This is a genomic window from Streptomyces sp. Je 1-369 (assembly GCF_026810505.1).
Lineage (GTDB): Bacteria > Actinomycetota > Actinomycetes > Streptomycetales > Streptomycetaceae > Streptomyces.
Genome location: NZ_CP101750.1, coordinates 8,559,461 through 8,584,135, shown reverse-complemented (window position 1 = coordinate 8,584,135; position 24,675 = coordinate 8,559,461). Strand labels below are relative to the sequence as shown.

The following is a 24,675-nucleotide window of genomic DNA, read 5'->3' as shown; positions in this document are numbered from 1 at the left end:
TCATCCACCGTCACGACTCCCATGATCGTGAGGGCGCCGAGGATGGGGAGTATCCCTTGCCGCGGCGGTGTGGAGCGGCGGCAACCGGCATCGAGGAGACACAGTGGTTCTGGGACGCGCGCTGGGCGGCGGTCTCATCATGGGCGTGGCCCTCGGCGTGGGCACGGCGGTGGGGCCCGTGCTCGCCGACGGCCTCGGCCTCACCGGGTTCGCGGCGCGGCTCGTCCCCGCCGCGCTGGTCAGCGCGGTGGCGGTGCCGCTCGTCGTGCTCACGCTGCGCCGCCGCGGCACCTCCCTGCGGGCCATCGGCTTCGGCGGTTGGGCCGGAAACCTGCGGGCCCTGCTCGTCGGCGCGGGCGTGACGTCAGGCGCCGCGGCGCTCGTGCTGGGTGCGGCGACGGGCGCCGGGCTGCTGACCTGGTCACGCCCGGACCTGCCCGAGCTGGCCGGGTTCCTGGTGACGAACGGCGTGGTCGCCCTGCTGCTGGAGGCGCTGCCCGAGGAGACGACGCTGCGCGGGCAGACGTGGACCGCGCTGCGCGGCCGGTTCGGCGGCGCGGTCTCCGCGCTCGGGACGACGGCCGTGTTCCTGGTGGTGCCCGGCCTGTCGACCGTGGTGGAGGCCGGGGTCGCCCCGCTGGTCGGCGGGGACGCCGGGCCCGTCGGCCTCGCGCCGGGCGGCCAGAACCCGGTGGACTACCTGATCCTGCTGACCGTCTTCGGCCTGATGCTCGTCACGGCCCGGACCGCCGTACGGCGCGCCCCGCTGTGCGTCGGCATCGGGGCGCATCTGGCCTTCCTGACCGTCAACCGGGTCGTGTTCGAGGGGGACGAGCGCGGCGCGGGGTGGTCCGTGCACCTGTCGTCCCCGGACGTGGAACTCCTCGTACCGGTGTACCTGCTGGTCGCCATGGCCGGGTTCGCGGCATGGCGGCGAGTGGAGGGGCGACGCGCGGGCGGTGACGGGTTCGCCGGTCCGGGGACGGAAACGCCGTCCACGGCGGACGCCGGTTCGCTCAGTCGCCGAGCAGCCGCCACGCGGTGAGGCTCCTGCCGAGGTGTCGCCGCAGGGAGCCGGTGCGCGGCGCCGTCCCGGGCCTCCGACCTCTCGGGTCCCCCGGGATCACGACGACCGCCTCAATCCGCCGGGGCGCGCCGGGGCTGCGGGGGCGGCGCGGATACGCCTCATGGACGCCGTCGGGCGGCGTGCTGCACCATGGGCGAGCAGGCTGCTGTGCACGTGCTGTACAGCGGTTCCCTGCCGCGCCGCGCCATGCAGTACCGCGCCATGTCATGCCACGACAGTCCGGGCCCACGCCCGGAAGGGAGCGGCCTCTTGGCCCCCTCACCGCCCGCGACCGCGTCCGCGTCCACGTCCACGTCCACGTCCACGTCCACCCACCGTGCCGTCCCGTCCAGCGCCGACGTCGTGATCATCGGGGGCGGGGTAATGGGGACGAGCATCGCGTTCCATCTCGCCGAGGCGGGCGTGCGCGACGTCCTCGTCGTCGAGCGCGGCGAACTGGGCTGCGGAAGCTCCGGGAAGCCGATCGGCGGGGTGCGGGCGCAGTTCTCCGACCCGCTCAACATCGAGCTGGGCCTGCGCAGTCTGCGCGCCTTCCGGGACTTCCCGCAACGGCCGGGCGCGGACATCGGCCTCGACACCGTCGGCTACCTCTTCCTGCTCACCGACCCGGCCCGGGTCGCCGACTTCGAGGCCGGGGTGCGGACGCAGAACGCCCTCGGCGTGCCCAGCCGCATGATCGGACCGTCCGAGGCGCGGGCGCTCTGCCCCTACCTGACCACCGATGGCCTGGTGGCTGCCGCGTACTCCCCCGACGACGGCCACGCACGCCCCGCGCTCGTCGTGCGCGGGTACGCACGTGCCGCCGCACGGGCAGGCACCGTGTTCGCCACCCGTACCGCGGTCACCGGCCTGGACGTGACTGGAGATCGCGTCACGGTCGTCCACACCGACCGCGGGCCCGTCTCCTGCTCGACGGTCGTCTGCGCCGCCGGTGCGTGGTCGGCGCGGATCGGCGCCATGGCGGGTGTCGGGCTGCCGGTCCGGCCGCTCCGCCGCCAACTCGCCTTCACCGTCCCGCTGGTGCCTCCCGCGCCGCGCATCCCGTTCACGATCGACTTCGCGTCGTCGGCGTACTTCCACAACAGCGACGACGGGCTGCTCCTCGGCCTCGCCGACCCCGGCCAGGCCGAGGGTTTCGACACCACGTGGACGCCGGGCTGGCTGGAGCTGTTCCGCGACGTGGTGCGGCAACGGGCACCCGCCCTCGCGGAGATGGAGACCTCCGGCGGCTGGGCTGGCCTGTACGAGGTCACACCCGACCACAACGCGCTGATCGGCCGCTCCGACGCACCGGTCAACTTCCTCTACGCCACGGGTTTTTCCGGCCACGGTTTCCTCCAGGCCCCAGCGGTGGGCGAGATCGTCCGCGACCTGTACCTGGGACGGCGGCCGTGCGTCGACGTCGAGCCGTTCGGTGCGCACCGTTTCCGCGCCGGGTCCGAGAGCCGCCCGGAAGCCCACGTGGTGTGAAGCCGACAGGACGCCAGAAGGAGCAACCGGAAGGATGACGTGTCGATGGTCGAGCAGTGGCGGCTGCGCGCCGGTTTCGCCGAGCGGCTCTCGCGGATGTACGGGCGTGAGGTCCCCGCGTACACGACGCTGGTGGACGTCTCCCGCGAGGTCAACGAGGACGTGCTGCGCAAGCGCGGCGCCGACGCCGAGCGCCTCGGGTCGATCGGCCGCGTCACCGCCGAACGGCACGGCGCCATCCGTGTCGGCACCCCGCGGGAACTGCGGCAGGTCGGCCGCGTGTTCGGCGCTCTGGGCATGCACCCGGTCGGCTTCTACGACCTGCGCGACACCACGACCGGCGCCCTCCCCATCGTGTCGACGGCGTTCCGGCCGGTGGACGAGGACGAACTGGCCCACAACCCCTTCCGGGTCTTCACGTCCATGCTCACCGTGTCCGACGCCCGCTTCTTCGACGACGGGCTGAGCGCCCGCCTCGACACGTTCCTCGCGGGCCGCGAACTGTTCCCGCCGGAGCTGCTCGCGCTGGCCGACCGGGCCGAGGCCGAGCGGGAACTGTCCGGCGCGGACACCGAACGCTTCCTCGAACTCGCCGTGCGCTCCTTCGAGTTGTCGGCCGAACCCATCGACGAGGACTGGTACGCGCCCCTGGAGCGGGTCTCCGCCGTCGCCGCCGACATCGGCGGCGTCCGCAGCACCCACATCAACCACCTCACCCCGCGCGTCCTGGACATCGACGAGCTCTACCGGCGCATGACCGAACGCGGCATCGAGATGATCGACACCATTCAGGGGCCGCCGCACTGGGCAGGACCGGACGTGCTCCTGCGCCAGACCTCGTTCCGCGCGCTCGCCGAGCCACGCGCCCTGCGGGCGGCGGACGGCAGCGTGCGGCGCGGCGCGCTGCGGGTGCGGTTCGGCGAGGTGGAGGCCCGCGGCATCGCCCTGACCCGCGAGGGCCGCGTCCTCTACGACCGGCTGCTCGGCCTCGTCGACGAGCGGGCCGTGTCGCGTCCGCGGGCCGAGCGGGCCGCCGTGGCCCGCACCGTGTGGGCCGAGCACCTGCCCGCGACCGAACACGACTTGGCCGCACGGGACCTCGGGTTCTTCACGTACCACGCCGTCCCCGACCGCCCCGCGGACGGCCGCCGCCCGCCCACCGACCTCGGCGGGCTCCTGGCCGGAGGCTGGCTGCGGGCCGAGCCGATCGTGTACGAGGACTTCCTGCCCCGGTCGGCCGCCGGCATCTTCCACTCCAACCTCGACGCAACCGGGTCCGGGGAGAGTGCCGGGCACGGCGACCGGGAGAGTGCCGCGTACGACGCCGACCGGCTCTCCGGAGCCATGGGCCGCGATGTCCTCGACCCCTTCGCCCTGTACGAGCGGCAGCGGGACCGCTCCCTCGCCGTTCTTCCCCGCGCACTGCGTCCCACCCGCGCACCACGTCCCCAGGGAGCGTCATGACCGGCATCGCCCTGCCCGCCACCGACGAGCTGCGCGCCCGCGCCCGCTCGGCACTCGACCGGGTCGGCGTCACCGTCCCCGAAGGGAACGGTCTGCGGGCCCGCACCCCCATCACCGGCGAGGACCTCTTCGGTCTCGCCGCGACCGGCCCCGCCGGGACCGAGGAAGCGCTTACGGCGGCCCGTGCCGCCTTCCTCGACTGGCGCACCACCCCCGCCCCGCGCCGGGGCGAACTGGTCCGGCGCCTCGGCGACCTGCTGCGGGACCACAAGGAGGACCTGGCGGACCTGATCACCATCGAGGCGGGCAAGATCCGCTCCGAGGCGCTCGGCGAGGTGCAGGAGATGATCGACATCTGCGACTTCGCGGTCGGTCTGTCCCGGCAGCTCTACGGACGCACCATCGCCTCCGAGCGTCCGGGGCACCGCCTGGCGGAGACGTGGCATCCGCTCGGTGTCGTCGGCGTCATCTCCGCGTTCAACTTCCCGGCGGCGGTCTGGTCGTGGAACACCGCCGTCGCCCTGGCCTGCGGCGACACCGTGGTGTGGAAGCCCTCCGAACTGACCCCGCTGATCTCCCTGGCCTGCGACCGGCTGCTCGCCCGGGCCGCCGCCGACGTGGGCGCGCCCCGCGACGTGCACCGGCTCCTGCTCGGCGACCGCGCCGTCGGCGAGCAGCTCGTGGACGATCCGCGGGTCGCGCTGGTCAGCGCCACCGGGTCGACCCGCATGGGCCGCGAGGTCGGCCCACGCGTCGCCGCCCGCTTCGGCCGCTCCCTGCTCGAACTCGGCGGCAACAACGCGGCGGTCGTCGCCCCGTCCGCCGACCTGGACCTCGCCGTGCAGGGCATCGTGTTCGCGGCGGTCGGCACCGCCGGGCAGCGCTGCACGACGCTGCGGCGCCTCATCGTGCACCGCGACGTCGCGGAGACGCTCGTGGGGCGCCTCACCGCCGCGTACCGGAAGCTGCCCATCGGTGACCCCTTCGACCGGGCGACACTGGTCGGGCCGCTGATCTCCGCACGGGCGCTCGCGGAGATGCGGGGCGCGCTGGACCGGGTGCGCGGCGAGGGCGGCGAGGTGCTCGCGGGCGGCGCCCGTCGTCCGACGCCGTCCGCGCCGCACGCCGCGTACGTGGAACCGGCGGTGGTGCGCGTCGGCCGACAGACCGACACCGTCCGTGAGGAGACGTTCGCGCCGCTCCTGTACGTCATGACGTACGACACCTTCGACGAGGCGATCGCCCTCCACAACGACGTTCCCCAGGGCCTCTCGTCGAGCATCTTCACCCGCGACCAGCAGGAAGCGGAGCGTTTCGTGTCCGCCGAGGGCTCCGACTGCGGCATCGCCAACGTGAACATCGGGACGTCCGGCGCGGAGATCGGCGGCGCATTCGGCGGTGAGAAGGAGACGGGCGGCGGCCGCGAGTCCGGCTCCGACGCGTGGCGTGCCTACATGCGGTCGGCCACGAACACGGTCAACTACTCGGGCCGGCTCTCCCTCGCCCAGAACGTCAGCTTTCTCTGACCCAGCCGTTAATCCGGGCAGCCCCAGGACGCGCCGGTGAGTTCGCAGCTCGCGTCCCACAGCCGCGCCGCCACGGAGGGGTCGGCCAGGTGGTCCCACACCGGTTCGCGGCGCGGCTCCCCGCGCAGCCCGAAGACGCGCGGGCCCCACAACTCGCCGCCCCGCACGGCGGGGTCGAGGACGGCACGGACCGCAGGCCATGCTCCGGCGTCCTTGCCCTGGACGAGGATGGCCGCGGGTGCCGCGCCGAGCCGTGCGCCGGTCGTCCGCACGTGGACCGGCGGCCGTGAGGGGGTGAGGGAGTCGAGGGCGCCGCCGGGGTGGGCCACCACGCTCGACACCGTGCTGCCGGTGGCGCGCAGGCGGCGGTCGAGTTCCATGCCGAAATACATCTGGGCCAGCTTGGAGCGGCCGTACGTGCGCTTGGCTCGGTAGTCCTTCCGGTTCTGCAGGTCGTCCAGGTCGAGCCGCTCGGACTTCGCAGCGAAGCTGCCCATGGTCACGACGCGGGCCGCCGGCGCCGCCGACAGCAGTGGCATCAGCCACCGGGTCAGCGCGAAGTGCCCGAGGTGGTTCGTGCCGAACATGAGCTCGTGGCCGTCGCCGGTCTCCTGGCGCGGCGGGTCGTCGAGCGCGACGCCCGCGTTGTGCACCACCGCGTCGAGCCGGTCCACCGCCAGGGATTCCACGGCTGACGGCAGTGACGCGAGGTCGGCGAGGTCGAGGCGTACGGCCCGGACCCGCGCGCCGGGGACCCGCATACGGATCGAGTCCATGGCGGCCTCGGCCTTCGCCGGGCTGCGGCTGCCGAGCACGACGGTCGCGCCGGTCGCCGACAGCTGCTCCGCGACGAAGTACCCGATGCCGGCGTTGCCGCCGGTGACCAGGTACACACTGCCGTCGGCGCGCGGCAGGCGTTGGACGTTCCAGGGCGGGGTGGGGGATGCGGGCGACATGGCGGCGGGGGCTCCCTTGGTGGTGCGGTCCTGTGAGCACCCACGGTGTCAGCGTCCACCGACACTTCGCCGACAGCTCGACGACGGTCGTGCCGGTCGACCGACAGCTCGCCGACACGGTGAACGTTTCCCGTGCCCGCCGCGTCACAGGAGCAGCCGCGTCAGGGCTTCGGAGCCGGTGTCATGACACCGGCTCTCACTCAGGAGGTCACATGCTCACCCGTTCTCTCCGCGCGCTCGCCGCGGCCGCCGTGTCCGGCGCGGCCCTGGCGGCGGCTTCCGGCTGCGGCGGCGGCCAGCGGGCTCCCGCCGACGGCGCGGACGACGGCCTCGTGGAGGCCCGGCTCGCGGACCGTGCCCGGCAGGTCGCCGGGGCCTGGGACGGGTCCGCCGCGGCCGCCGCGTGGCGCTCCGGCTATCACCCCGCCGGGGAGACGGTCCAGCCGCCGCGGGGCGGACTGCGCGGCCGGGCCGACGAGCGGGCCTTCGAGGACGGGCGCTTCGTCCTGCGCGGCAAGCCACCCGGTCCCGGGCCAGAGAACGGCCGCGTGACCTGGTCCCGCGGACCGGCGCTCACGCGGCCACTCGTGGGGGCGGACGCGGCGTACAGGTCCCTCGCCCGCTCCCCGGTCGCAGTCGCGGGAGAACCGCGCCTCACGGTGACCGGGGTGGAGCGGGGTGAGATGCGCGTGGCCACCAGCCGCGGACCGGCGACGGTCCCGGCCTGGCTCTACGCCCTGGACGGCTACGCCTCGCCCCTGAAACAGGCCGCGGTCCTCCCGTCGAAGCCCCCTCGGCCACCGATCGGCCGGGCCCGCGACCTCCCCGGCCTTCCGCTCCACCGGCTCGTCGGGACAGCCGCGGGCGGACGGGCGGTGACCGTGACCGCCCTCCGCGGCGCCTGCGACGACGGAGCGGTGGTGACGGCGCTCGAAACCCGCGGGAGCGTCGTGCTGACGCCCTCCGTCAGGAAGCGGGAGCGGGACGACGACGCCCCCTGCACCAGTCAGGCGGAGATGGAGCGGGTGACGGTGGAGCTGGACCGGCCGGTCGGCGATCGCGTCCTGCTCGACGCGCTCACCGGCCGGCCGGTCCCCTACCAGGTCATGCGCGGCAGCACGCCCTGACCTTCGCCCGTTACGGCGCCATCTCGTACGTCCCCGCCAGCGCCTCGACGCGCTCCCAGACCCGCGCCGAGCGGGCGTCGTCGACGACCGGACGCCGCACCGCGCCGAGTGCCCACGTCTGCTGGTCCTCGGTGGCGGAGTCCTTGCCGTGCAGCTCGACGGCGTGCGTGGAGAAGTCGCGTACGAGGACGGCGAAGAGCTCGTCGAGCACGTCCTGGTCCAGGCCGGTCAGGCGCGCCTGCTCCAGGATCAGCTGGCCGTGCACGACCAGCGCGAAGAGCTGGCCGACGGCGAGGAGCAGGTCGAGGTCGCGGCTCTGCCGCTCGTCGGGGGCGGCGGTGGTGACGAACTCGCAGAGGGCGTCGGCCTGCTCACGGAAGCGGGCGACGTTGGGCACCTCGGCGTACGCGTCGAAGGCGGTGCGCCAGTCGTGGAAGCGGATGGCGCCGAGGCCGCGGGCCGGGCCCTGCCGGAAGAGGAAGGCGTCGTCGGCCGCGTCGACGCGGGTCGGTACGGGCGCGTACTCAGCCGGGTTCAGGAGGTGGTTGCCCATGAACTTGAGGATCAGCGCGAGGTTGACGTGGACCGTGCCCTCCAGCTTGGGCAGGCCTCGGATCTCGACGGCCGCCTGCGCGAAGTAGTTGTCCTTCTCGAAGCCCTTGGCGGCGATGACGTCCCACATGAGGTCGATGACCTTCTCGCCCTCCGTGGTCACCTTCATCTTCGTCATGGGGTTGAAGAGGAGATAGCGGCGGTCGTCGGGGCCCGCCGAGCGGAAGTAGTCGACGGCGCGGTCGCTGAAGAGCTTCATCCCGACGAGGCGGACGTAGGCGTCGGTCAGCTCGCGGCGCACGTGCGGGAAGGCGGTGACGGGGCGCCCGTAGAGGATGCGGTTGTGGGCGTGGGTGACCGCCTCGTACATCGCGTGCTCGCAGATGCCGATCGAGGCGGTGCAGAGGTTGAACTTGCCGACGTTGACGGTGTTGAGGGCGGCGTCGAAGGCGGCGCGGCCGGTGTGCAGCACGTCGTCGGGGCCGACCGGGTAGTTCTCGAGTCGGAACTCGCTCACGTACTTCGACGAGTCGACGACGTTCTTGACCAGGTGGTACGCGTCGTGGCGGCTGTCGGCGGCGAAGAAGACATAGCCGTCGGGGCCCTCGACGTCGGTGCGGCGGCCGAAGACGGAGACGAGCCCGGCGGCGTTGCCGTTGCCGATGTAGTACTTGGATCCGGTGGCACGGAAGCCGCCGTCGCCGTCCGGCTCCAGGAGCATGTCGGTCGAGTAGATGTCGGCGCCGTGGCTCTTCTCGGACAGGCCGAACGCGAACACCTCGCCCTGGTCGAGGAGTTCGGCGGCGCGCGTGCGGGCGGCGGCGTTGTCGCTCTGCCAGACCGGGCCGAGGCCGAGGATGGTGACCTGCCACGCGTACCAGTAGTCGAGGCCGTAGAAGCCGAAGATCTCGTTGAGGGCGGCGATGCGGGCGGTGTCCCAGCGCTTGTCGCCCTGCCCCTCCGCCGCGGCGGACGCCGGGGTGAGGAAGGTCGCGAACAGCCCTTCCTTGGCGGAGAACTCCAGGAAGTCGGCGAGCCAGGCGCGGGTGCGGTAGTCCTCGATGAGCTTGCGCTTGCCGCGCGCCTCGAACCAGTCGACGGTCGCGCGCAGCAGCCTGCGGGTCTCGGGGTCGAAGTGGGTCGGGTCGTAGGTGTTCGGGTTGAACAGCAGCGGGTCGGCCATGGCGGTTCGCCTTTCCAAGAGGTACGGGGAGCGCGCTCAGCGCTCGGGGTTGAGTCGGTGGAGGGTGGCGAGCACGTCGTCGAGCCAGGCGAGGGTCATCCGCTCGTACGCGATGCCGCCGCGCAGCACGACGTGCTGGAGCTCTTGTCCGGCATCGAGTTCCGCGCGGCCGGAGGCCTCGGGTGCCTCGCGGGGCGGGGCGTCGGGGCCGGTGAAGTCGCGCCGCTCCCCCGCGAGGTAGTGCGCGAGGCGGTCGGCGTGTGCCTGGCGGTGCCGCTCCACCTCGTGGATCAGCGCGACCGGGTCGTCGAAGGCCGCGCCGCGGATCTTCACGGCGAGCTCGTGCCGGACGCTCTCGGGTTCGATCGGCTCGTGCAGCCACTGGGAGAGCGCGGCCCGGCCCGGCGACGCGACGGAGTACTCCTTCTTGTCCGGCCGGTCCTGCTGGACCACCTCACGGACGTCGACCCAGCCGTCGCCCTCCATGCGTTTGAGGACGCGGTAGATCTGCTGGTGGGTGGCCGCCCAGAAGTAGCCGATGGACCGGTCGAACCGCCGGGCGAGTTCGTATCCGGAGCCCGGCTTCTCCAGCAGGGAGACGAGGATCGCGTGCTCGAGCGCCATACCCGAATTCTTCTATGCAACTAGTTGCATAGACAAGCGGCACGGGTCAGGTGAGACACGGCTCACCCGACGAGGTCGGCTGTCGGCCGGTAGGGCATGTACGTCGAGGGCTCAGCCCGCCGCCAAGCGCCGTACCGCCGCGAGCGCCCGGTCCGCGTGTGCGCTCATACGGAACTCGCTGCGGACCACCTCGGCGACGGTGCGGTCCTTGCCGATGACGAACGTGACACGTTTCGTGGGCGCCAGTGAGAAGCCGCGGGTCACGCCGAACCGGGCGCGCACCATGCCCTCGGGGTCGGCGAGCAGGGGGAAGCCCAGGGTGTGACGCTCCGTGAACTCCCGCTGCCGGTCGACCTCGTCGCCGCTGATGCCCACGGGCCGCGCTCCCGCGGCGGCGAACTCGGCGGCGAGGTCGCGGAAGTGGCAGGCCTCCGCCGTGCAGCCGGGAGTGAGGGCCGCCGGGTAGAAGAACAGCACCACCGGGCCGTCGTCGAGGAGTTCGGAGAGGCGGCGCGCGGTGCCGGTCTCGTCCGGCAGCGTGAAGTCCTCGACGGTGTCGCCCACCGCCACGCGCGCCGTCATGCCCGGGTCCTGAGCGACGTGAGGTCCATCGGCGCCACGGTGCCTCCTCGAGTGCGGGAGCGAAACCCTACTCGACCGGCGGCGACCGGCCGTCGGCAACCCGCCCCACCGTCCTTGACCTCCCGAAACGGCGTCGTGCGATGCTGGGGAACGCCGGGAGGCACCGAGCGAGCGACGGGGAGTACGGGCAGAACGATGGCAACGGTACGACGGACAGCGAAGGGCATCTGGGACCGTTACTCGGCATCCGACCCCGGGCTCCTGCGACTCATGGCGGGACTGCGCACGGTCGGGGCGATCCTCCTCGCCCTCGCCGTGCTCGCACCGCTCGGCACATCGGTGACGCACCTCGTCGCGGGCGCGATGACGGCGATGGTCGCCACGTTCGCGATCCAGGAGAAGGAGGTGCGGGGCCAGGCGGTCACCCTGGCGCTCGGCCTGCCGGTCGCGCTCGCGGCCATCTCACTGGGGGCGCTGCTCAACTCACGCGTGGTGGCCGGGGACGTGTTCTTCCTCGTCCTGATCTTCGGGGCCGTCTACTGCCGCCGGTTCGGCGACCGCGGCACCGCGCTCGGACTCATCGGCTTCCAGGTCTACTTCGTCTCGCTCTTCGTCAGCGCGTCCACGTCCGCGCTGCCCAAGCTCTATCTCACCCTGACGATCGCCTTCGCGTGCAGCGCGGTCGTGCGGTTCGCCGTGGTGCCGGAGACCCCCGAGCGCACCCTGGCACGGCTGCGCGAGGCGTTCCGGGCCCGGCTGGCCCAGCTGATCGCCCACCAGATCGAACTCCTCGACGCGGACGCGGACTCCGGCGAGGGCCCGGAGAAGGTCCTGGACGACCTGCGACGCAGCACCGCACGGCTGCACGAGGCCGCACTGATGATCCAGGGCCGCCTTGAGGAGGGCTCGCGCGACGCGGCAGCTGCGGCGCTGCTGCAACGCAGGGTGGCCGACGCGGAGATCGCCGCGGAACGCCTCGGCGTGCTGCTCCTCAACGCCCGCAGCGCGGAGCGCGTGGAGACGCTCACCCTGCACCTGCCGAGCGCCGCCGCCCCCCTCACGCGGCGCGGCCGCATCGCGCCCGACGCGGGCACCGCCCTGCGCAGGGACCTGCGCGCCCTGCACCTGCTCGTGGTGCGCCTTGTGCCGGACGACCGCGGCACGGCACTCCCGTACGTGCGCAACAGGCTGCTCGGCTACCGCGAGGAGCAGGGCCTGCCGCAGGGATCCCCGGCGATCCAGGACTGCTTCCGTGCGATCGGTGAGGCGGCGCGCGCCATCCTGGGTCTGCGGCTCGCGACGGACGCGGCGCCGGACGAGGAGTACGACAGTCCGGAAGTGATGCGGTCCCGCGAGGAGTTCGAGGCCGAGGAGATCTCGATATCCGGTGAGGCCGCCGCGGCGGAGGAGCAGACAGGGCTGCGGCGGCCCACCACCCGGGCGGCGGTGCAGGTCTCGGTCGGCTCGGCGCTCGCGATCGTGGGCGGCGAGTTCCTGTCCACGCAGCGGTGGTACTGGGCGGTGCTGACCTGCTGGGTGGTGTTCCTCAACACCGCGTCCACGGGCGAGATCATGGTCAAGGGCTACCGTCGCCTGCTCGGCACGGTGCTCGGCGTGGTGGCCGGGGTGGCGCTGGCCGGGGCCGTCGGCAACCACACGTGGGCCGCGTTCGCCCTGGTCGTGCTCTGCGTCTTCGGCATGTTCTTCACCGCGCCGCTCTCCTACGCGATGATGTCGTTCTTCGTCACGGCGATGCTGGGCCTGCTCTACACCCTCCTCAACACGTACAGCCTCGACGTCCTGGTGCTGCGCATCGAGGAGACGGCACTCGGCGCGGCCTGCGGGATCATCGCGGCGGTCGTGGTGCTTCCGGTCCGGACCTCGCACCGGACCGACGAGGAGCTCGGCACGGTCCTGGCGCGACTGCGGGACGTCGTGTCGGCGGCGGTGTCCCAGCTCAGTGGCGGGCCCGCGGTCGACCTCGTGGACCTGGCGCGCGACCTGGACACGGCGCTGGACGATCTGCGCAGCTCCACGAAGCCGCTGACGCACCCGATCGCCCCGCTGCGGGCCCGTCGGCAGACGGCCCGCTACATCGTCGCGCTCCTGGAGACCTGCGCGTACCACGCCCGTTCGCTGGCGGCGACGGCCGAGCTGGTGCCCTCCAGCAAGAGCGTCGCGGCCGACGCGCGCCTCGCGCTCGCCGGGCGGCGCATCACGCACAACATCGACCTGATCGCCGCTCAGGTGCGCGACGAGGAGCCCGACGGTGTCATCGAGTCCGGGTCGAGCATCGCCTCGATGCTGGACAGCGGGCGCCACGAGGTGCTGCGGACCGGTTCGGTGGCGTTCCGCGTGCTGCGGCACCTGCAGCGGCTCGACGAGGGGATCGTCGGTCTTGCCCGGCCCCTGGGGGTTCCGCTCGCGGCGCCCGAGTCAGCCCCTGAACCCGAGCGTCGCCTCCCGTGACGCGTTGCCGTGCGCGTCGACCGCACGCACCCGCGCCACGTAGCGTGCGCCCTTCTCCGTGGCGGGGAGGGGGATGTCCAGGGAGTTGGGACGAGGCATGAAGTAGTACTCGGAAAGAACCTTCGACGAGAGCAGCTTCGTGCCGGTCGCCGTGTTCTCGATGTCGACGCGGTAGTGGTGCACCATCCGGTCGTCGCGGGCCTGCCGGACTCGCAGGGTCCGGCCGCCGTCGGCGAGGGTGAGCGGGCGGCGGCCCGTGAACTCCGGTGCGGTCTTGTCGCGTCGGGCGTCGGTGTAGGTGAAGGCGTCCTTGATCTGCTGGGGGCTGTTCCCCTTGAGGCGCACGGTCCAGGTCGGTCCGCTGAGGGTGCCCGCGCTGGCGTACGGTGGCTGCCAGTCGGCCGACCACGTGCCGTCGGTGTAGATGTCGTGCTTGTCGGCGGCCATGTTGACGCGTGCGATCTCCGTGCGGTCGCGGTACACCTCGACGAACAGGGCCTGCGCGGTCGGCGCCTCGAAGCGGTCCGCGAGGCCCTTCTCCGTGACGGCCTGGTAGCCGTGGTCCATTTCGACGTACGACATCGAGCCGTCGTTGACGGCGGTGAAGTCGCGCTGGTGGACGGAGCGTTCGTCGTTGATGTTCAGGTGTGAGTGGCCGGAGAAGTAGATCACCTGCGGGTGGGGGGCGAGATCCTCGGTGAGACGGGGGTTCGAAGCCTGCTGGCCGTCCATCGCGGTGCCGGGGGCGGGCCGGTGGCCCTGCACGAGGACGGGGGTGCGGGCGTTCGCCGGGTCCGCCGCGATCTCGGCGAGCCGCTTCTTGAGCCAGGCGCGCTGCGCGCGGTCCGAGTCGTACGTCTCCGTGTTCACGGTGAACAGGTGCAGACCCCGCACGGTCGACTCGTAGTAGCCGCCGCCGGAGTCGGGGAACCAGGCGCGGGGGTAGTGGGCGCGCATGTCGGCGAGGCTCGCGTCGTGGTTGCCGTGGGAGAGCAGGACCTGGGTGTCGTCCATGGCCTTGCGCTTCAGGTTGGCGCGGAAGATCTCGGAGACGATGCGGTGGTCGCCGCCGCGGCCGTCGCCGTTGTCGTTGATCATGTCGCCGTTGGAGAGGATCGCGTCCGGCTCGGGGAATACCGACCCGATGGTGTCGAAGAAGCTCTCGTACTTCTTGTCGTTCTTCTCGTGGCCCCCGATGTGCACGTCGGACATGACGACCAGGCGGGCGACGGGCTTCTCCTTCCCCCGGACGAGATAGCCGGCCGACACCGGGACGCTCGCCCGGCCACCGCGGAACGCCACGGCGGTGACGTTGGTGTCCTTCGTGAGACGCAGCGGCCTGCCCGGCACGACGGCGCGGTCCGCGCGGGTGGGTGTCGTCCCGTCCAGGGTGTAGCGGATCGTGGTGCCCCGTTCGGCCCGCAGCGTCGGCGAGACGGGCTGTTCGTAGCGGCCGCCTGGCGTGCCGAAGGTCGGGGGCGCGGGGGCGGTGTGCGCGGCGGCGGGCCCGACGACCGGCAACAGCAGCGCCAGGGACGCAGCGGTGATCACGAAGGGGGTACGCCTCACGGGGGTACGTCTCACGGGGGTCCGGATCCTTGCCTCTGGCCGGGCCTACGGGGCGTGCTGCTGCCCGGCGTGAACTCCCGTGACGCTAGGATCCGTTGATGAGGTAACGAGGCAAGACCAGTTACCTTTCGGTGACTTGCCCATGAACGGCTTGCCCGTGAACGGCTTCCCAGTGAACGACTTACCCGTGAACCGCCGCAGTGGGCGGGCGGCATGCCGGGTGCACGTCGTGGACGGCGCACCCGGCACGCGCCGTCCGCCCTACTCGTGCGCGAGCATCCCCGTGCGCAGCCGGGCCAGCGTCTTGGACAGCAGCCGCGACACGTGCATCTGCGAGATGCCCATGACGCTGCCGATCTCGGCCTGCGTCATCTCCTGGCCGAACCGCATCTCGATGATGCGGCGCTCCCGTTCGTCGAGCTCCGCGAGGAGCGGGGCGAGGGCGTGGATGTTCTCGATGACCTCCATGGCAGGGTCCGGCTCCCCCATGATGTCGGCGAGCGAGCGGTTGTTCTTGTGCGTGGTGCCGTCGTCGCTCCCCCCGTGCTGGGAGTCCAGGGAACCGGCCGCGTACCCGTTGGCGGCCACGATCACCTCGAGGACCTGCTCCTCGGTGACCGACAGGTCCTCCGCGAGTTCACGGACGGTCGGCTCACGGCCGAGCACGGCGAACAGCTGCTCCCGGGCCCTGACCAGTTCGGTGCGGAGTTCCTTGAGCCTGCGCGGCACGTGGACGGCCCAGCTGGTGTCACGGAAGTGTCGCTTGATCTCCCCGAGGATGCAGGGGACGGCGAACGACACGAACTCGAAGCCGCGGCTCCTGTCGAACCGGTCGATCGCCTTGATCAGCCCGACGGTCCCGACCTGGACGATGTCCTCCAGCTGCCCGTTGCCACGGTTGCGAAAGCGGCCGGCCACGTAGTGGACCAGGGAGAGGTTCATCTCGATCAGGGTGTTGCGCGCGTACAGGTAGTCGGGCGATCCCTCCTCAAGGGTGTGGAGCCGGTCGAAGAAGAGCTTCGACAGCTCGCGGGCGTCCTTCGGTGCGACCTGGTCGGCCTCCGCGACGCGGGGCAGTCCCACGATCTCGTCGCGCGTCCGCCGTATCGGCTCCACGGCATCGTCGACGGCGTCGGCGACGCCCTTCTGCCGAAGAAACATCGTCTGATTCCCCATGTGCTCGGCTTGCATGACTCGGCTGTTCGGCGTCCCCGCCCGCGGACTCAGCTCGCCACCACCGTGAACGGGATGCCTTCGCGGTCTGCGAGGACGGCCTCGCGCCGGTGCGCCGGCCCCTGTGGCGGGGTGATCACCCGGCCGCCCCAGCCCACCGCGGCAGCGGCGGCGGAGTCGACGTCGGGCACGCGGAAGCACGCGTGCCAGCGGTGCCGGCCCTCGAAGCCCGGCGGGGTGCCGTCCCGCAGCGCGGCGACGGTGCGCAGCCCGTCGCGGACCAGGATCCGCCCGTCGGCGTACTCCACCTCGCAGCAGTCGCAGGAGGAGTCCGCCCAGCCGAGCGCGCCCCCGTAGAAGAGGGCCGCGGCGAAGATGTCCCGCGTGAGGAGTTCGAGCCGGGCGACCGGTCCCTCGCCCACCGTCCAGTGCTCGTCGGGAGCCTGCTCGCGCAGTCCGAACACGGCGTCGTCGGGGCCCGCCGCCACCACGACGCGTCCGGCACTCGTCGCCAGCGGGCCGACCGCCACGGTCGCGCCGCGCTCATGGAGCCTGGCCACCGTGACGTCCACGTCGTCGACGGCGAAGTACGGCATCCAGCCCGCGTAGATGCCCAGGTCCGACGCGGTCTCGCTGAGCGTGCCGACCGGCCTGCCGCTCTGCAGGGCGAGGGACCGCGGCCGGCGCGGCGAGCCGAGCAGCGGCACGTGGCACCAGCCGAGCACCCGGCTGTAGAACTCCTCGGCGGCCCGGATGTCCCGCGAGGCAAGGCTCAGCCAGCAGGGTGCGCCGCGCGCCTTCCCGAGGGTCGGCGGCAGGCTGCCACCGGACGTGGCCGGCTTGCGGGCGCCGGTCGGGATCAGGCGGGTGCCTCCGGCCCTGCGCGCCGAACCGTCGCGGGTCCAGACGCGTCGAGCCGTCCTGTCCCGGCCGTGCGCGCTCGGAGCCGGTGCCTCGCTCCGGGCCCGCCGCTCCCGGTCTCTGTCCATGTCGATGTCCCTTTGCACAGCGCTCTCTTCTCACCCGGTATGTGCCGTCCCGCGTGTGGTTCCGCAAACGGAAGCTCGCGTACCGGGACCTTCCGCACGGACCTGTGGGACTTAGGCCCTGCGTCGGGTGGCTCGAAAGGCCCGGTAATTCGATTGCTCCGGGTCCACGCTGCTGACATGGTCACGGCCATGCCCACCTTTGCCGCGCCTGACGGAACCGAGCTCGCCTACCGCGTCGTCGGGGGCGGCGGGGGCACCCCCGTGATCTGTCTGCCGGGCGGCCCGATGCAGGATTCCGCGTACCTCGGTGACCTCGGGGGTCTTGCCGCGCGGCGGCCGCTGCTCATGCTTGAGCTGCGCGGCACCGGCCGCTCCGCCGTACCGGAGGACCGCTCCTCGTACCGCTGCGACCGTCTCGTGGCCGACGTGGAGGCGCTGCGCGTACACCTCGGTCTGGAGACGCTGGATCTGCTGGCGCACTCCGCCGGAACCAATCTCGCGGTGCTCTACGCGGCCCGTCATCCGGAGCGCGTCGGCAGGCTGGCGCTGATCACGCCGAGTGTGCTGGCCGTCGGCATCGCCATCGACGGCTCCGTACGGCGCGAGACTGCGCTGCTGCGCCGGAACGAGCCGTGGTTTCCGGTGGCCTTCGCCGCCCTGGAGGCGATCGTGGGCGGCCGGGCGACGGCCGAGGCCTTCGAGGCCATCGCGCCGTTCGCCTATGGCCGCTGGGACGAGGCGGCACAGACCCATCGGGCCGCCGAGGACGGGCAGCGCAACGACGAGGCGGCCGCCGTGTTCGGGGCCGATGGCGCCTACGACCCGGAGGGCACGCGGGCCGCGCTCGCACGGCTGGGGTGCCCGGTGCTGGTGCTCGCCGGGGAGGCCGACCTGAACTCGCCGCCGCCCGCGATGGCCGAGCTCGCGGGGCTGTTCCCGGGCGCCGGACTGGTGGTGCAGTCCGGCGCCGCGCACTTCCCCTGGCTGGACGACCCGGCCGCGTTCGTGGCGGCGACCGGGCCGTTCCTCAGCTGAGGGAACCCGCGAGAAGGGCGTGCCTCACCAGATCCGTACGCGCTCCGACGGGTCCAGCCACAGCCCGTCGCCCTCCGCCGTGCCGAACGCCTCGTGGAACTCGTCGAGGTTGCGGACGATGTTGGCGCGGAACTCCGGCGGCGAATGCGGGTCGATCGTCAGGTACTGCTGCTCCTGCTCCTTGCGGCGCTTGGTCCGCCAGCAGTACGCCCAGTTCTTGAAGAGCCGCTGCGACCCCGTCATGCCGTCGCTCTCGGGCATCGGCGCCCCGTCGAGGGCGATGAGGTAGGCGGTGTGGCCGATGGTGAGGCCGCCGAGGTCGCCGATGTTCTCGCCGACGGTGAGGGAGCCGTTGACGAACTCGCCGGGGAGGTTGCGGGGCGAGAAGGCGTCGTACTGCTTGACGAGCGCCTTCGACTTCGCCTCGAACGCGGTCTTGTCGTCGGCGGTCCACCAGTCGTTGAGGTTGCCCGCGCCGTCGTACTGCGCGCCCTGGTCGTCGAAGCCGTGGCCGATCTCGTGGCCGATGACCGCGCCGATGCCGCCGTAGTTCTCCGCCGGGTCGGCGTCGGGCGAGAAGAACGGCTTCTGCAGGATGCCCGCGGGGAAGCAGATCTCGTTGGTGCCCGGGTTGTAGTACGCGTTGACCGTCTGCGGCAGCATGAACCACTCGTCGCGGTCGACCGGCGACCCGATCTTGCCGAGCTCCCGGTCGGACTCGAACGCGGCCGCCGCCTGCGCGTTGCCGAGGAGGTCGTCGGGCGAGACCTGCAGCGCGGAGTAGTCGCGGAAGGTGTCCGGGTAGCCGATCTTCGGGCGGAAGGTCGCGAGCTTGTCGTACGCGCGCTCCTTCGTGTCGTCGGTCATCCAGTCGAGGCGGGCGATCGACTGCCGGTAGGCCTCGAGGAGGTGGGCGACGAGGTCGTCCATCTTGGCCTTGGAGGCCGGCGGGAAGTGCCGCGCGACGTACTGCTTGCCGACGGCCTCGCCGATGGAGCCCTCCACGAACGCGACCGCGCGCTTCCAGCGGGCCCGCATCTCCGGGGTGCCGTTGAGGGTGCGGCCGTAGAACTCGAAGTTGTTCCGCACGAACTCGTCCGTGAGGTACGGCGAGCAGGCACGCAGCACGCGCGTGAGCAGCCAGTCCCGCCACTGCTCGATCGGCACCTCGACGAGGAGCGTGGAGAGGTGGGTGAGGTAGGACGGCTGGCGGACGCAGGTCTCCGCGATGGTGGCGTCCGAGCCACCGAGCGCGGTGGCGTAGCCGTGCCAGTCGAACTCCGGAGCCAGCGCGGTGAGCTCGTCGGCGGTGGTGAGGTTGTACGTCTTGAGGACGTCGCGGGTCTCGGCGCGCTCCCAGTGGCCCGCGGCGAGCTTCGTCTCCACGGCGAGGACGGTCCGCGCGGCGGTCGCCGGGTCGGCGTGCTTGCCGAGGGTGAGGAGCTCGGTGAGGTACGCGACGTACTTCTCGCGGATCTCGGTGAACTTGTCCTCGCGGTAGTACGACTCGTCGGGGAGGCCGAGTCCGCCCTGGAGGATGTTGAAGAGGTAGCGGTCGGAGTCGCGGTCGTCCGTGTCGACGTACGCGCCGAAGAGGCCGGAGCCGCCGATCCGCTCGAAGCGGCCGATGAAGGCCGCGAGCTCCCGGGTGTCCGACACGGCCGCGGCCTCGTCGAGCAGCGGCTGAGCCGGGGCGAGGCCGCGGGCGGCGATGGTCTCCTCGTCCATGAAGGAGGCGTACAGCGCGGCGATCTTCCGGGCGTCCTCGGAGACCTCGCCCCGGCCTGCCGAGACCTCCTCGGCCAGTTCCTGGATGATCGTCTTGACCTGTTGCTCCGCGGTGTCGGCCAGCTCCACGAAGGGGCCCCAGCTGGAGCGGTCGTCGGGAATCCTTGCGGTGTCCAGCCAGACGCCGTTGACGTGGCCGAAGAGATCGTCCTGCGGCCGGATCTCGGGGTTCATGCCCGGGCGGGCGTCATCCAGAATGCTCATCCGGGCAGCCTATGCGAGGGGTCCCCCCGGCACGACGGGCCGCGGGGGCCGTTCGGCGCGGAGCGAACAGCGAGCTGCTCCCGGGCGGCCCCGCGGTACGCCAACTCGCGCGCAAAACATCTCAATAGGAGCGATAAAGTATCGCGTCAACCTTCGTACGCCTGTGACACCCAGGAGCACCTCTGTGACCGTAGCCATCGTTCCGTCCCAGGAAGACGTCCCGTCCCAGGAGGCCGTCCCGTCCCAGGAAGACGCCGCGTCCGCCGAGGCCACCGCCGACACGGCCGCCCTGATCGCCGAGGACGCCCGCGACTTCGGGGTCTACGCGCGCACCGGCGGCTGGGCCTTCGGTCTCAAGGTCGCCCGCAGCGTGCGGCCCGGCGGGCAGAGCGCGGGCGAGACGCCGAAGATCTCCGCCAAGGAGTTCGCGGAGCTCGCGGGCTGCTCGGCCGACCGCGTCATGCGCTACTACAAGGCGTGGGACAAGGCCGCCGACGACGGGATGGTCCCGCACTTCGAGGCGCTCTCCCCCGGCATGGACGTCGAACTGCCGGACGCCGACGTCTGGTTGTCGTACTACAGCGCACGCTCCAGCGCCCTCACCCAGCGCGGCGAGGCGATCACGGAGGCCGCCGAGGCCGAGGGCATCCGCCCCACCAAGGCCCTGGAGGTCGCGGAGAACCCCACCGCGCTGCGTGCGGCGATCCTCGCCGACCCCGGGACCGCGGAGGCGGCCCGCAAGGCCCTGATGGACCGCCTCGACGAGGACCCGGCGCTCCGCACCGAGCTGGTCCGCGACATCGTCCGCACCGACGACCTCAAGAAGGCCGTGGCCGCCGAGTCCAAGGCCGGTGACCGCGTCGACTACGTCCGCCAGATCGTCGAGAAGGGCCAGGTAAAGACTCCTGCCGGGCAGATGATCGACGCCCCGGCCGAGCTGCGCGAGGAGGCCGAGCGCCACCTGTCGCTCATCGACGAGCTGGACGAGGGCGAGGAGTCCGGCGAGTGGGCGCGCGAGGCGTACGACACCGTGCGCGACCTCGTGGCGCAGACCGTCCAGAGCAACCCGGAGCTGCGGGTGCAGGAGCGGCGCGCGAAGTTCTACAGCAGCCTGCAGAAGGCCACGAAGGTCTTCGAGGAGCTGACGTTCGACGACGTCGATGACATCGACGACATCTACGAGGACGACATGGTCAAGCGCCTCGAGGACCTCCAGCAGGCCATCGGCGCGTGCATCACCGCTCTCCGGACCGCGACCGTACGTCCCGAGTCTGACCAGGCCCCCCGCCCGTAGCACTCGAGTCGTACGCGAGGACCCGTACCTGGAGGGATTCGCCACCCCAGGCCCTGCTCATAGCTTTTTGATCATGCCGTTTTACCGGACGATCGAAAGGCGTCGCATCCATGTACGTCAAGGCATTCGCCCCGGAGTACCAGGGCGAGCTGGGCTCGGAGCTGAGCGTGAACTCCTCGTACGAGGACGTGCGCGCGTCGGCGGGCCGTGCGCTGTCCCGGGCGGGTGGCGCCGCCGAGCGGGCGCGCGCGGCGCTGGCGCTCGCGGAGGCGAGCAGGCGGCTCGGCCGGGTCGACGACGCGGGCGCCGCCTGGCGGCAGAGCTACCGCAGCGCCCGCGCCGCGGGGGACGAGGGCGCCATGGCGTGGGCGCTGTGGAGCGGCGGCACCCTCGCGCGGCAGTGCGGGGCGCTGCGGCTCGCGCGGCGGCTGCTCGCCCACTCCGTGGAGCTGGCCTCGGGCAGCGGTGACCGGCTCGCGCACGGCTACGCGCTCGCGGGTCTCGCCGAGACGGGACGCATCCAGGGGGATTACGCGGCCGTCGCCGCGCTCCACGAGGAGCTGCTCGAACAGGGCCGGGCGCACGGCGAGGCGCGGCACATGGTGTGGGCCATGACCGGGATAGCGCAGATGCACCGCAACCGCGGCGATCACGCGAAAGCCTTGGAGCTGTTCGAGGAGTCGGTGCGGATCGCGACCGACGCGGACGACGCGCGGGGGCGCGCCTGGTCGCTGCGGGGCGTGGCCGACGTGCTGTCCCTGCGGGGCGATCCGGACCGCGCCCTGGCGCTGCTCTCCGAGGCGGAGGCCGTGTGCCGGGCCATGGACCTGGCGAGCGCGCTCGCCTACAACCACAAGATGCGCGGGAACGTCCTGTACCGCGCAGGGCGGTACGAGGCGGCTCGCGAGACGTACGCCGTCGCCCTCGACGAGTTCACCGCGATGCGGGAGCCGCGCGGCACCGCGCTGTCCCGGCTGGGCCTCACCAAGTGCCGGGCGCGGCTCGGGCGTCCCCGGGCGGCGACGCTCGCCGAGCTGAAACTCCTGGAGGCGGACTTCGACGGCATGGGACTGCGGCACGCTCGCGACATGGTGGTCGCGTTCCGGGCCGAGGTGGCGCCCGCCGCCGGACAGGTTCTCAGCGCGAGAGTGTGATGCGCACCCCGACCGTGCCCTTCAGACCTCGGCGGATCCGGCTGCCGAAGAGCGTGAGGAAGCCGGGCACCCCGTACTTGTGCAGGATGAGGGTGCGATAGCGGGCGGTGACGTCGGGCGTGCAGATCTCGGCGGTGGCGGGCACCTGCTCGCCGGTCGGTCTGCCCCGCCGGTCGCACGGGCCGACCATGACGTCCGCGCGCCTGCGGATCCGCTTCACCTTCCAGGATTCGCCGGGCGTCCAGATGCCGAGGGCGCCGTCGTCCTCGACGACCCAGACGGGGGTCGGCACCAGGGTGCCGTCTTTCCGGTAGGTGCTGACCAGCAGATACTTTCCGGAGCTGAGCTGTGCCAGCGGGGTGTCGTGCATGCGGAGAGTCTAGGACGCGCCGCACACCACCCACGTAACCCCTATTATTGGTTACATGGAAGAGTCCCCGGGCCTCGTGCTGCGCTCCCACAGCGGGTCCACCTACCGGTTCGACCCCGGCGCGCTCTGCCTGGAGCTGCTCCCCACCGGCGGTCCGGGTGAGTTCCGGCGGTACGAGGTGCTGCACGCGCCCGGCGACCTGACCGCCTGGGCGGAGCGGTCACGACTGACACCGACCCCGGTCCTCGACGTGTCCGACACCGAGGTGGCGGACGCGCGGCGGCTGCGCGACGCGCTGTTCCGCGTGGCGACCGCGCGGGCCCACGACGAGCCCGCGGATCCGGCCGACATCGCCGCCGTCAACGCGGCGGCGGCCCACGCTCCGCTGGTCCCCGCCGTCGGGCCGGACGGCGGGCGCGCCTGGGCCGGGCCCGCGGACGGCACCAGCCTGCTCGCCACGGTCGCGCGGGACGCGGTGGACCTCCTGACCGGACCGTTCGCGCACCGCATCCGCACCTGCTCGGCCGGGGACTGCGCCCTGGTCTACGTCGACACCTCGCGCCCCGGACGGCGCCGCTGGTGCTCGATGGAGCACTGCGGCAACCGCCACAAGGTACGGACGCTGCGTGCGCGCCGCTCCGAGGAGAGCTGAGTTCACCGGGTCGCCTTCGACCTCCCCCGAAGTATCGACGGTTCACGCCGGAGCGGTCCTCCACGGGGACACCTCGACCACCGCGTCCACGGGCAACGGCCCGTAGATGTGCGGGAACTCCACTCCCCCGGGCCGCGGCGCCTCGAACCGCACCGGCGCGGTGAGCCGTTCGCTGTCGATACCGAGGACCACCAGCTCGTCGGGCCCCTCGTACCCCCCGTAGAGGAACGCGGCGACCCCCGGCAGCTGCTCGGGCAGCGAGCAGTGGATGAAGCCCACCTCGCCCAGCGTCTTGCCGCGGGTCGACATCTCGTACGTCCCGGTTCGCCTCGCGGCGTCCCACAGGGCGCGCTCGGTGAGGTGCAGCAGTCGTGTCATGGAGCAACGGTATGCGGTGCCCGGAACTATGGCCGTACGGCCTCCAGCGCCTCGGCGACCGCGGTGTGGAAGCGTGCGTGTTCCCGTGCGCTCGGGGGCAGTTCGGGGTTCCAGGAGAGGGTGGGGACGTGCGGCCCGAGGGCGTCCCCCAGGGGCGCCGCGTTGCCTCGTACGTCGGTGAGGACGAGGTCGGGTTCCAGTGCGGCCGCCTCGGCCCAGGTCGTCGTGGCCCAGTTCGCGCCCTGCCCCGGCGCGGGGTCCACGAGGCCGACGCCGAACCCGGCGAGGGCGGCGAGGTCGGGCCACGCGTAGGGCCTCGCCAGGTGGACGGAGTCGGGTCCTGCCGGGGAGAGGGCGAGCACACGCGGCCGTACGGGGCCTGCGGCGGCGGTCAACCGGCGCTCGGCGGCGGTGAGTTCAGCGTCCGCAGCCGAGTCCGGAGCGGCGCCCAGGCTGCGCGCCAGGGCGGTGAGCCGGTCCCTGATCCCGGTGAGGCTGCGGCCGCCGCCGACGTCGAGCACGACGAGCGGGACCTGCTCCTCCAGGTGCTTGGCGGCCTCCGGGTCGATGCCGTAGACCTGGCCGCCGCCGTAGGTCAGCGCCACGACCAGGTCGGGCCGGGCGGCGAGGAGGGCGTCGAGGTCGAGTGCGGGACCCGCTCCGAAGTAGGGAAGGGCGGTGAGGGGGAGGCTGCCCGTCTTGGCCGGGTCGGGCAGGGCCGGGTCGTCGTGCGCGGAACCGAAGATGCCGACGGGCCGTATGCCGTGGTCGTGCAGGGCCGCGCCGGTCGGTACGTAGGCGACGAGCCGGGACGGGCGGCGTGCGGCTCTCACCAGGTGGTCCCTGTCGTCGGTGAACTCCCAGTTGCCGCCCGCTCGTTGTGCCATGATCTCCGATTCCTCCTGTCGTCCCGCGCCGCGACCGGTCCTGCCGTGGCCGTCCCGCTGCTACCTGCCCGGGCGCACCCCGGCGTACACGGGTCGGTCCCCTCGCTCCGCCGGTGGGCCTAGGCCTCACGCAGGTACCGGT

Annotated in this window: 22 protein-coding genes; 10 read left to right on the top strand and 12 right to left on the bottom strand. The window is 72.4% G+C overall.

Going from position 1 to position 24,675, the window contains the following annotated elements; translation table 11 throughout:
* The first annotated feature begins 103 nt into the window (after window positions 1-103).
* Window positions 104-1,045, top strand: coding sequence for a hypothetical protein (locus NOO62_RS38015; protein WP_268775342.1), 942 nt, complete (start codon window positions 104-106; stop codon window positions 1,043-1,045).
* Window positions 1,046-1,185: 140 nt separating this feature from the next.
* On the opposite strand, the gene NOO62_RS38010 is transcribed toward NOO62_RS38015, so the two are convergent.
* The gene (locus NOO62_RS38010; protein WP_268775341.1) at window positions 1,186-1,437 is read right to left on the bottom strand and encodes a hypothetical protein; all 252 of its coding nucleotides are present in this window, start codon (window positions 1,435-1,437) and stop codon (window positions 1,186-1,188) included.
* Between the two features lie 13 nt (window positions 1,438-1,450).
* Here NOO62_RS38010 and NOO62_RS38005 point away from each other — a divergent pair, with 13 nt between their 5' ends.
* The 3 genes from NOO62_RS38005 to NOO62_RS37995 are packed head-to-tail and all read left to right on the top strand — an operon-like array spanning window position 1,451 to window position 5,547.
* Entirely contained in the window at window positions 1,451-2,557 is a 1,107-nt protein-coding gene (locus NOO62_RS38005; RefSeq protein WP_268775340.1) for an NAD(P)/FAD-dependent oxidoreductase, read from the top strand.
* A gap of 45 nt (window positions 2,558-2,602) precedes the next feature.
* Window positions 2,603-4,021 carry a 2-oxoadipate dioxygenase/decarboxylase family protein gene (locus tag NOO62_RS38000; protein WP_268775968.1) on the top strand — a complete coding sequence of 473 codons (1,419 nt, stop codon included), beginning with the start codon at window positions 2,603-2,605 and terminating at the stop codon, window positions 4,019-4,021.
* Window positions 4,018-5,547 carry an aldehyde dehydrogenase family protein gene (locus NOO62_RS37995; protein WP_268775339.1) on the top strand — a complete coding sequence of 510 codons (1,530 nt, stop codon included), beginning with the start codon at window positions 4,018-4,020 and terminating at the stop codon, window positions 5,545-5,547. Before NOO62_RS38000 ends, NOO62_RS37995 begins: the two co-directional genes overlap by 4 nt.
* An 8-nt stretch (window positions 5,548-5,555) precedes the next feature.
* On the opposite strand, the gene NOO62_RS37990 is transcribed toward NOO62_RS37995, so the two are convergent.
* Window positions 5,556-6,503, bottom strand: coding sequence for an SDR family NAD(P)-dependent oxidoreductase (locus tag NOO62_RS37990; protein WP_268775338.1), 948 nt, complete (start codon window positions 6,501-6,503; stop codon window positions 5,556-5,558).
* A gap of 212 nt (window positions 6,504-6,715) precedes the next feature.
* On the opposite strand from NOO62_RS37990, the gene NOO62_RS37985 reads away from it, so the two are divergent.
* On the top strand, window positions 6,716-7,630 hold the full coding sequence (locus tag NOO62_RS37985; protein WP_268775337.1) for a hypothetical protein: 915 nt from the start codon (window positions 6,716-6,718) through the stop codon (window positions 7,628-7,630).
* Window positions 7,631-7,640: 10 nt separating this feature from the next.
* Here the strand turns inward: NOO62_RS37985 and NOO62_RS37980 are convergent, their stop codons facing one another.
* The 3 genes from NOO62_RS37980 to NOO62_RS37970 form a co-directional block, all read right to left on the bottom strand.
* Entirely contained in the window at window positions 7,641-9,365 is a 1,725-nt protein-coding gene (locus NOO62_RS37980) for an acyl-CoA dehydrogenase family protein (protein WP_268775336.1), read from the bottom strand.
* Window positions 9,366-9,401: 36 nt separating this feature from the next.
* Complete coding sequence (locus NOO62_RS37975; RefSeq protein WP_268775335.1) at window positions 9,402-9,989, bottom strand: PadR family transcriptional regulator; 588 nt, start codon at window positions 9,987-9,989, stop codon at window positions 9,402-9,404.
* Between the two features lie 111 nt (window positions 9,990-10,100).
* Window positions 10,101-10,571 (bottom strand): peroxiredoxin, encoded by a 471-nt coding sequence (locus NOO62_RS37970; RefSeq protein WP_321170643.1) that lies wholly within the window; start codon window positions 10,569-10,571, stop codon window positions 10,101-10,103.
* Between the two features lie 195 nt (window positions 10,572-10,766).
* Here NOO62_RS37970 and NOO62_RS37965 point away from each other — a divergent pair, with 195 nt between their 5' ends.
* The gene (locus NOO62_RS37965) at window positions 10,767-13,040 is read left to right on the top strand and encodes an FUSC family protein (RefSeq protein WP_268775334.1); all 2,274 of its coding nucleotides are present in this window, start codon (window positions 10,767-10,769) and stop codon (window positions 13,038-13,040) included.
* On the opposite strand, the gene NOO62_RS37960 is transcribed toward NOO62_RS37965, so the two are convergent.
* The 3 genes from NOO62_RS37960 to NOO62_RS37950 all read right to left on the bottom strand — a co-directional run bounded on the left by NOO62_RS37960 (window position 13,008) and on the right by NOO62_RS37950 (window position 16,771).
* The gene (locus NOO62_RS37960; RefSeq protein WP_268775333.1) at window positions 13,008-14,609 is read right to left on the bottom strand and encodes a metallophosphoesterase; all 1,602 of its coding nucleotides are present in this window, start codon (window positions 14,607-14,609) and stop codon (window positions 13,008-13,010) included. The genes NOO62_RS37965 and NOO62_RS37960 overlap by 33 nt on opposite strands.
* Before the next feature lie 261 nt (window positions 14,610-14,870).
* The gene (locus tag NOO62_RS37955; RefSeq protein WP_268775332.1) at window positions 14,871-15,770 is read right to left on the bottom strand and encodes a SigB/SigF/SigG family RNA polymerase sigma factor; all 900 of its coding nucleotides are present in this window, start codon (window positions 15,768-15,770) and stop codon (window positions 14,871-14,873) included.
* 62 nt (window positions 15,771-15,832) lie between these two features.
* Window positions 15,833-16,771: a VOC family protein gene (locus NOO62_RS37950; protein ID WP_268775331.1), complete on the bottom strand. Its 939-nt coding sequence runs from the start codon at window positions 16,769-16,771 to the stop codon at window positions 15,833-15,835.
* A 189-nt stretch (window positions 16,772-16,960) separates the two neighbouring features.
* Here NOO62_RS37950 and NOO62_RS37945 point away from each other — a divergent pair, with 189 nt between their 5' ends.
* Window positions 16,961-17,806 carry an alpha/beta fold hydrolase gene (locus NOO62_RS37945; RefSeq protein ID WP_268775330.1) on the top strand — a complete coding sequence of 282 codons (846 nt, stop codon included), beginning with the start codon at window positions 16,961-16,963 and terminating at the stop codon, window positions 17,804-17,806.
* Between the two features lie 24 nt (window positions 17,807-17,830).
* Here the strand turns inward: NOO62_RS37945 and NOO62_RS37940 are convergent, their stop codons facing one another.
* Window positions 17,831-19,798: a M13 family metallopeptidase gene (locus NOO62_RS37940; protein ID WP_268775329.1), complete on the bottom strand. Its 1,968-nt coding sequence runs from the start codon at window positions 19,796-19,798 to the stop codon at window positions 17,831-17,833.
* 184 nt (window positions 19,799-19,982) lie between these two features.
* Here NOO62_RS37940 and NOO62_RS37935 point away from each other — a divergent pair, with 184 nt between their 5' ends.
* Together NOO62_RS37935 and NOO62_RS37930 are read left to right on the top strand one after the other, a co-directional pair.
* Window positions 19,983-21,092, top strand: coding sequence for a hypothetical protein (locus NOO62_RS37935; RefSeq protein ID WP_414930958.1), 1,110 nt, complete (start codon window positions 19,983-19,985; stop codon window positions 21,090-21,092).
* A gap of 110 nt (window positions 21,093-21,202) precedes the next feature.
* Window positions 21,203-22,246, top strand: coding sequence for a tetratricopeptide repeat protein (locus tag NOO62_RS37930; RefSeq protein ID WP_268775328.1), 1,044 nt, complete (start codon window positions 21,203-21,205; stop codon window positions 22,244-22,246).
* Here the strand turns inward: NOO62_RS37930 and NOO62_RS37925 are convergent.
* Window positions 22,230-22,616 (bottom strand): PPOX class F420-dependent oxidoreductase, encoded by a 387-nt coding sequence (locus tag NOO62_RS37925; RefSeq protein ID WP_268775327.1) that lies wholly within the window; start codon window positions 22,614-22,616, stop codon window positions 22,230-22,232. The two genes, NOO62_RS37930 and NOO62_RS37925, sit on opposite strands and share 17 nt — an antisense overlap.
* 55 nt (window positions 22,617-22,671) lie before the next feature.
* On the opposite strand from NOO62_RS37925, the gene NOO62_RS37920 reads away from it, so the two are divergent.
* On the top strand, window positions 22,672-23,268 hold the full coding sequence (locus tag NOO62_RS37920) for a CGNR zinc finger domain-containing protein (protein ID WP_268775326.1): 597 nt from the start codon (window positions 22,672-22,674) through the stop codon (window positions 23,266-23,268).
* A gap of 42 nt (window positions 23,269-23,310) precedes the next feature.
* Here the strand turns inward: NOO62_RS37920 and NOO62_RS37915 are convergent, their stop codons facing one another.
* Both NOO62_RS37915 and NOO62_RS37910 read right to left on the bottom strand, forming a co-directional pair.
* Entirely contained in the window at window positions 23,311-23,646 is a 336-nt protein-coding gene (locus NOO62_RS37915; protein ID WP_268775325.1) for a DUF952 domain-containing protein, read from the bottom strand.
* A gap of 26 nt (window positions 23,647-23,672) precedes the next feature.
* Window positions 23,673-24,533 carry an ABC transporter substrate-binding protein gene (locus tag NOO62_RS37910; RefSeq protein ID WP_268775324.1) on the bottom strand — a complete coding sequence of 287 codons (861 nt, stop codon included), beginning with the start codon at window positions 24,531-24,533 and terminating at the stop codon, window positions 23,673-23,675.
* Between the last annotated feature and the right edge of the window lie 142 nt (window positions 24,534-24,675).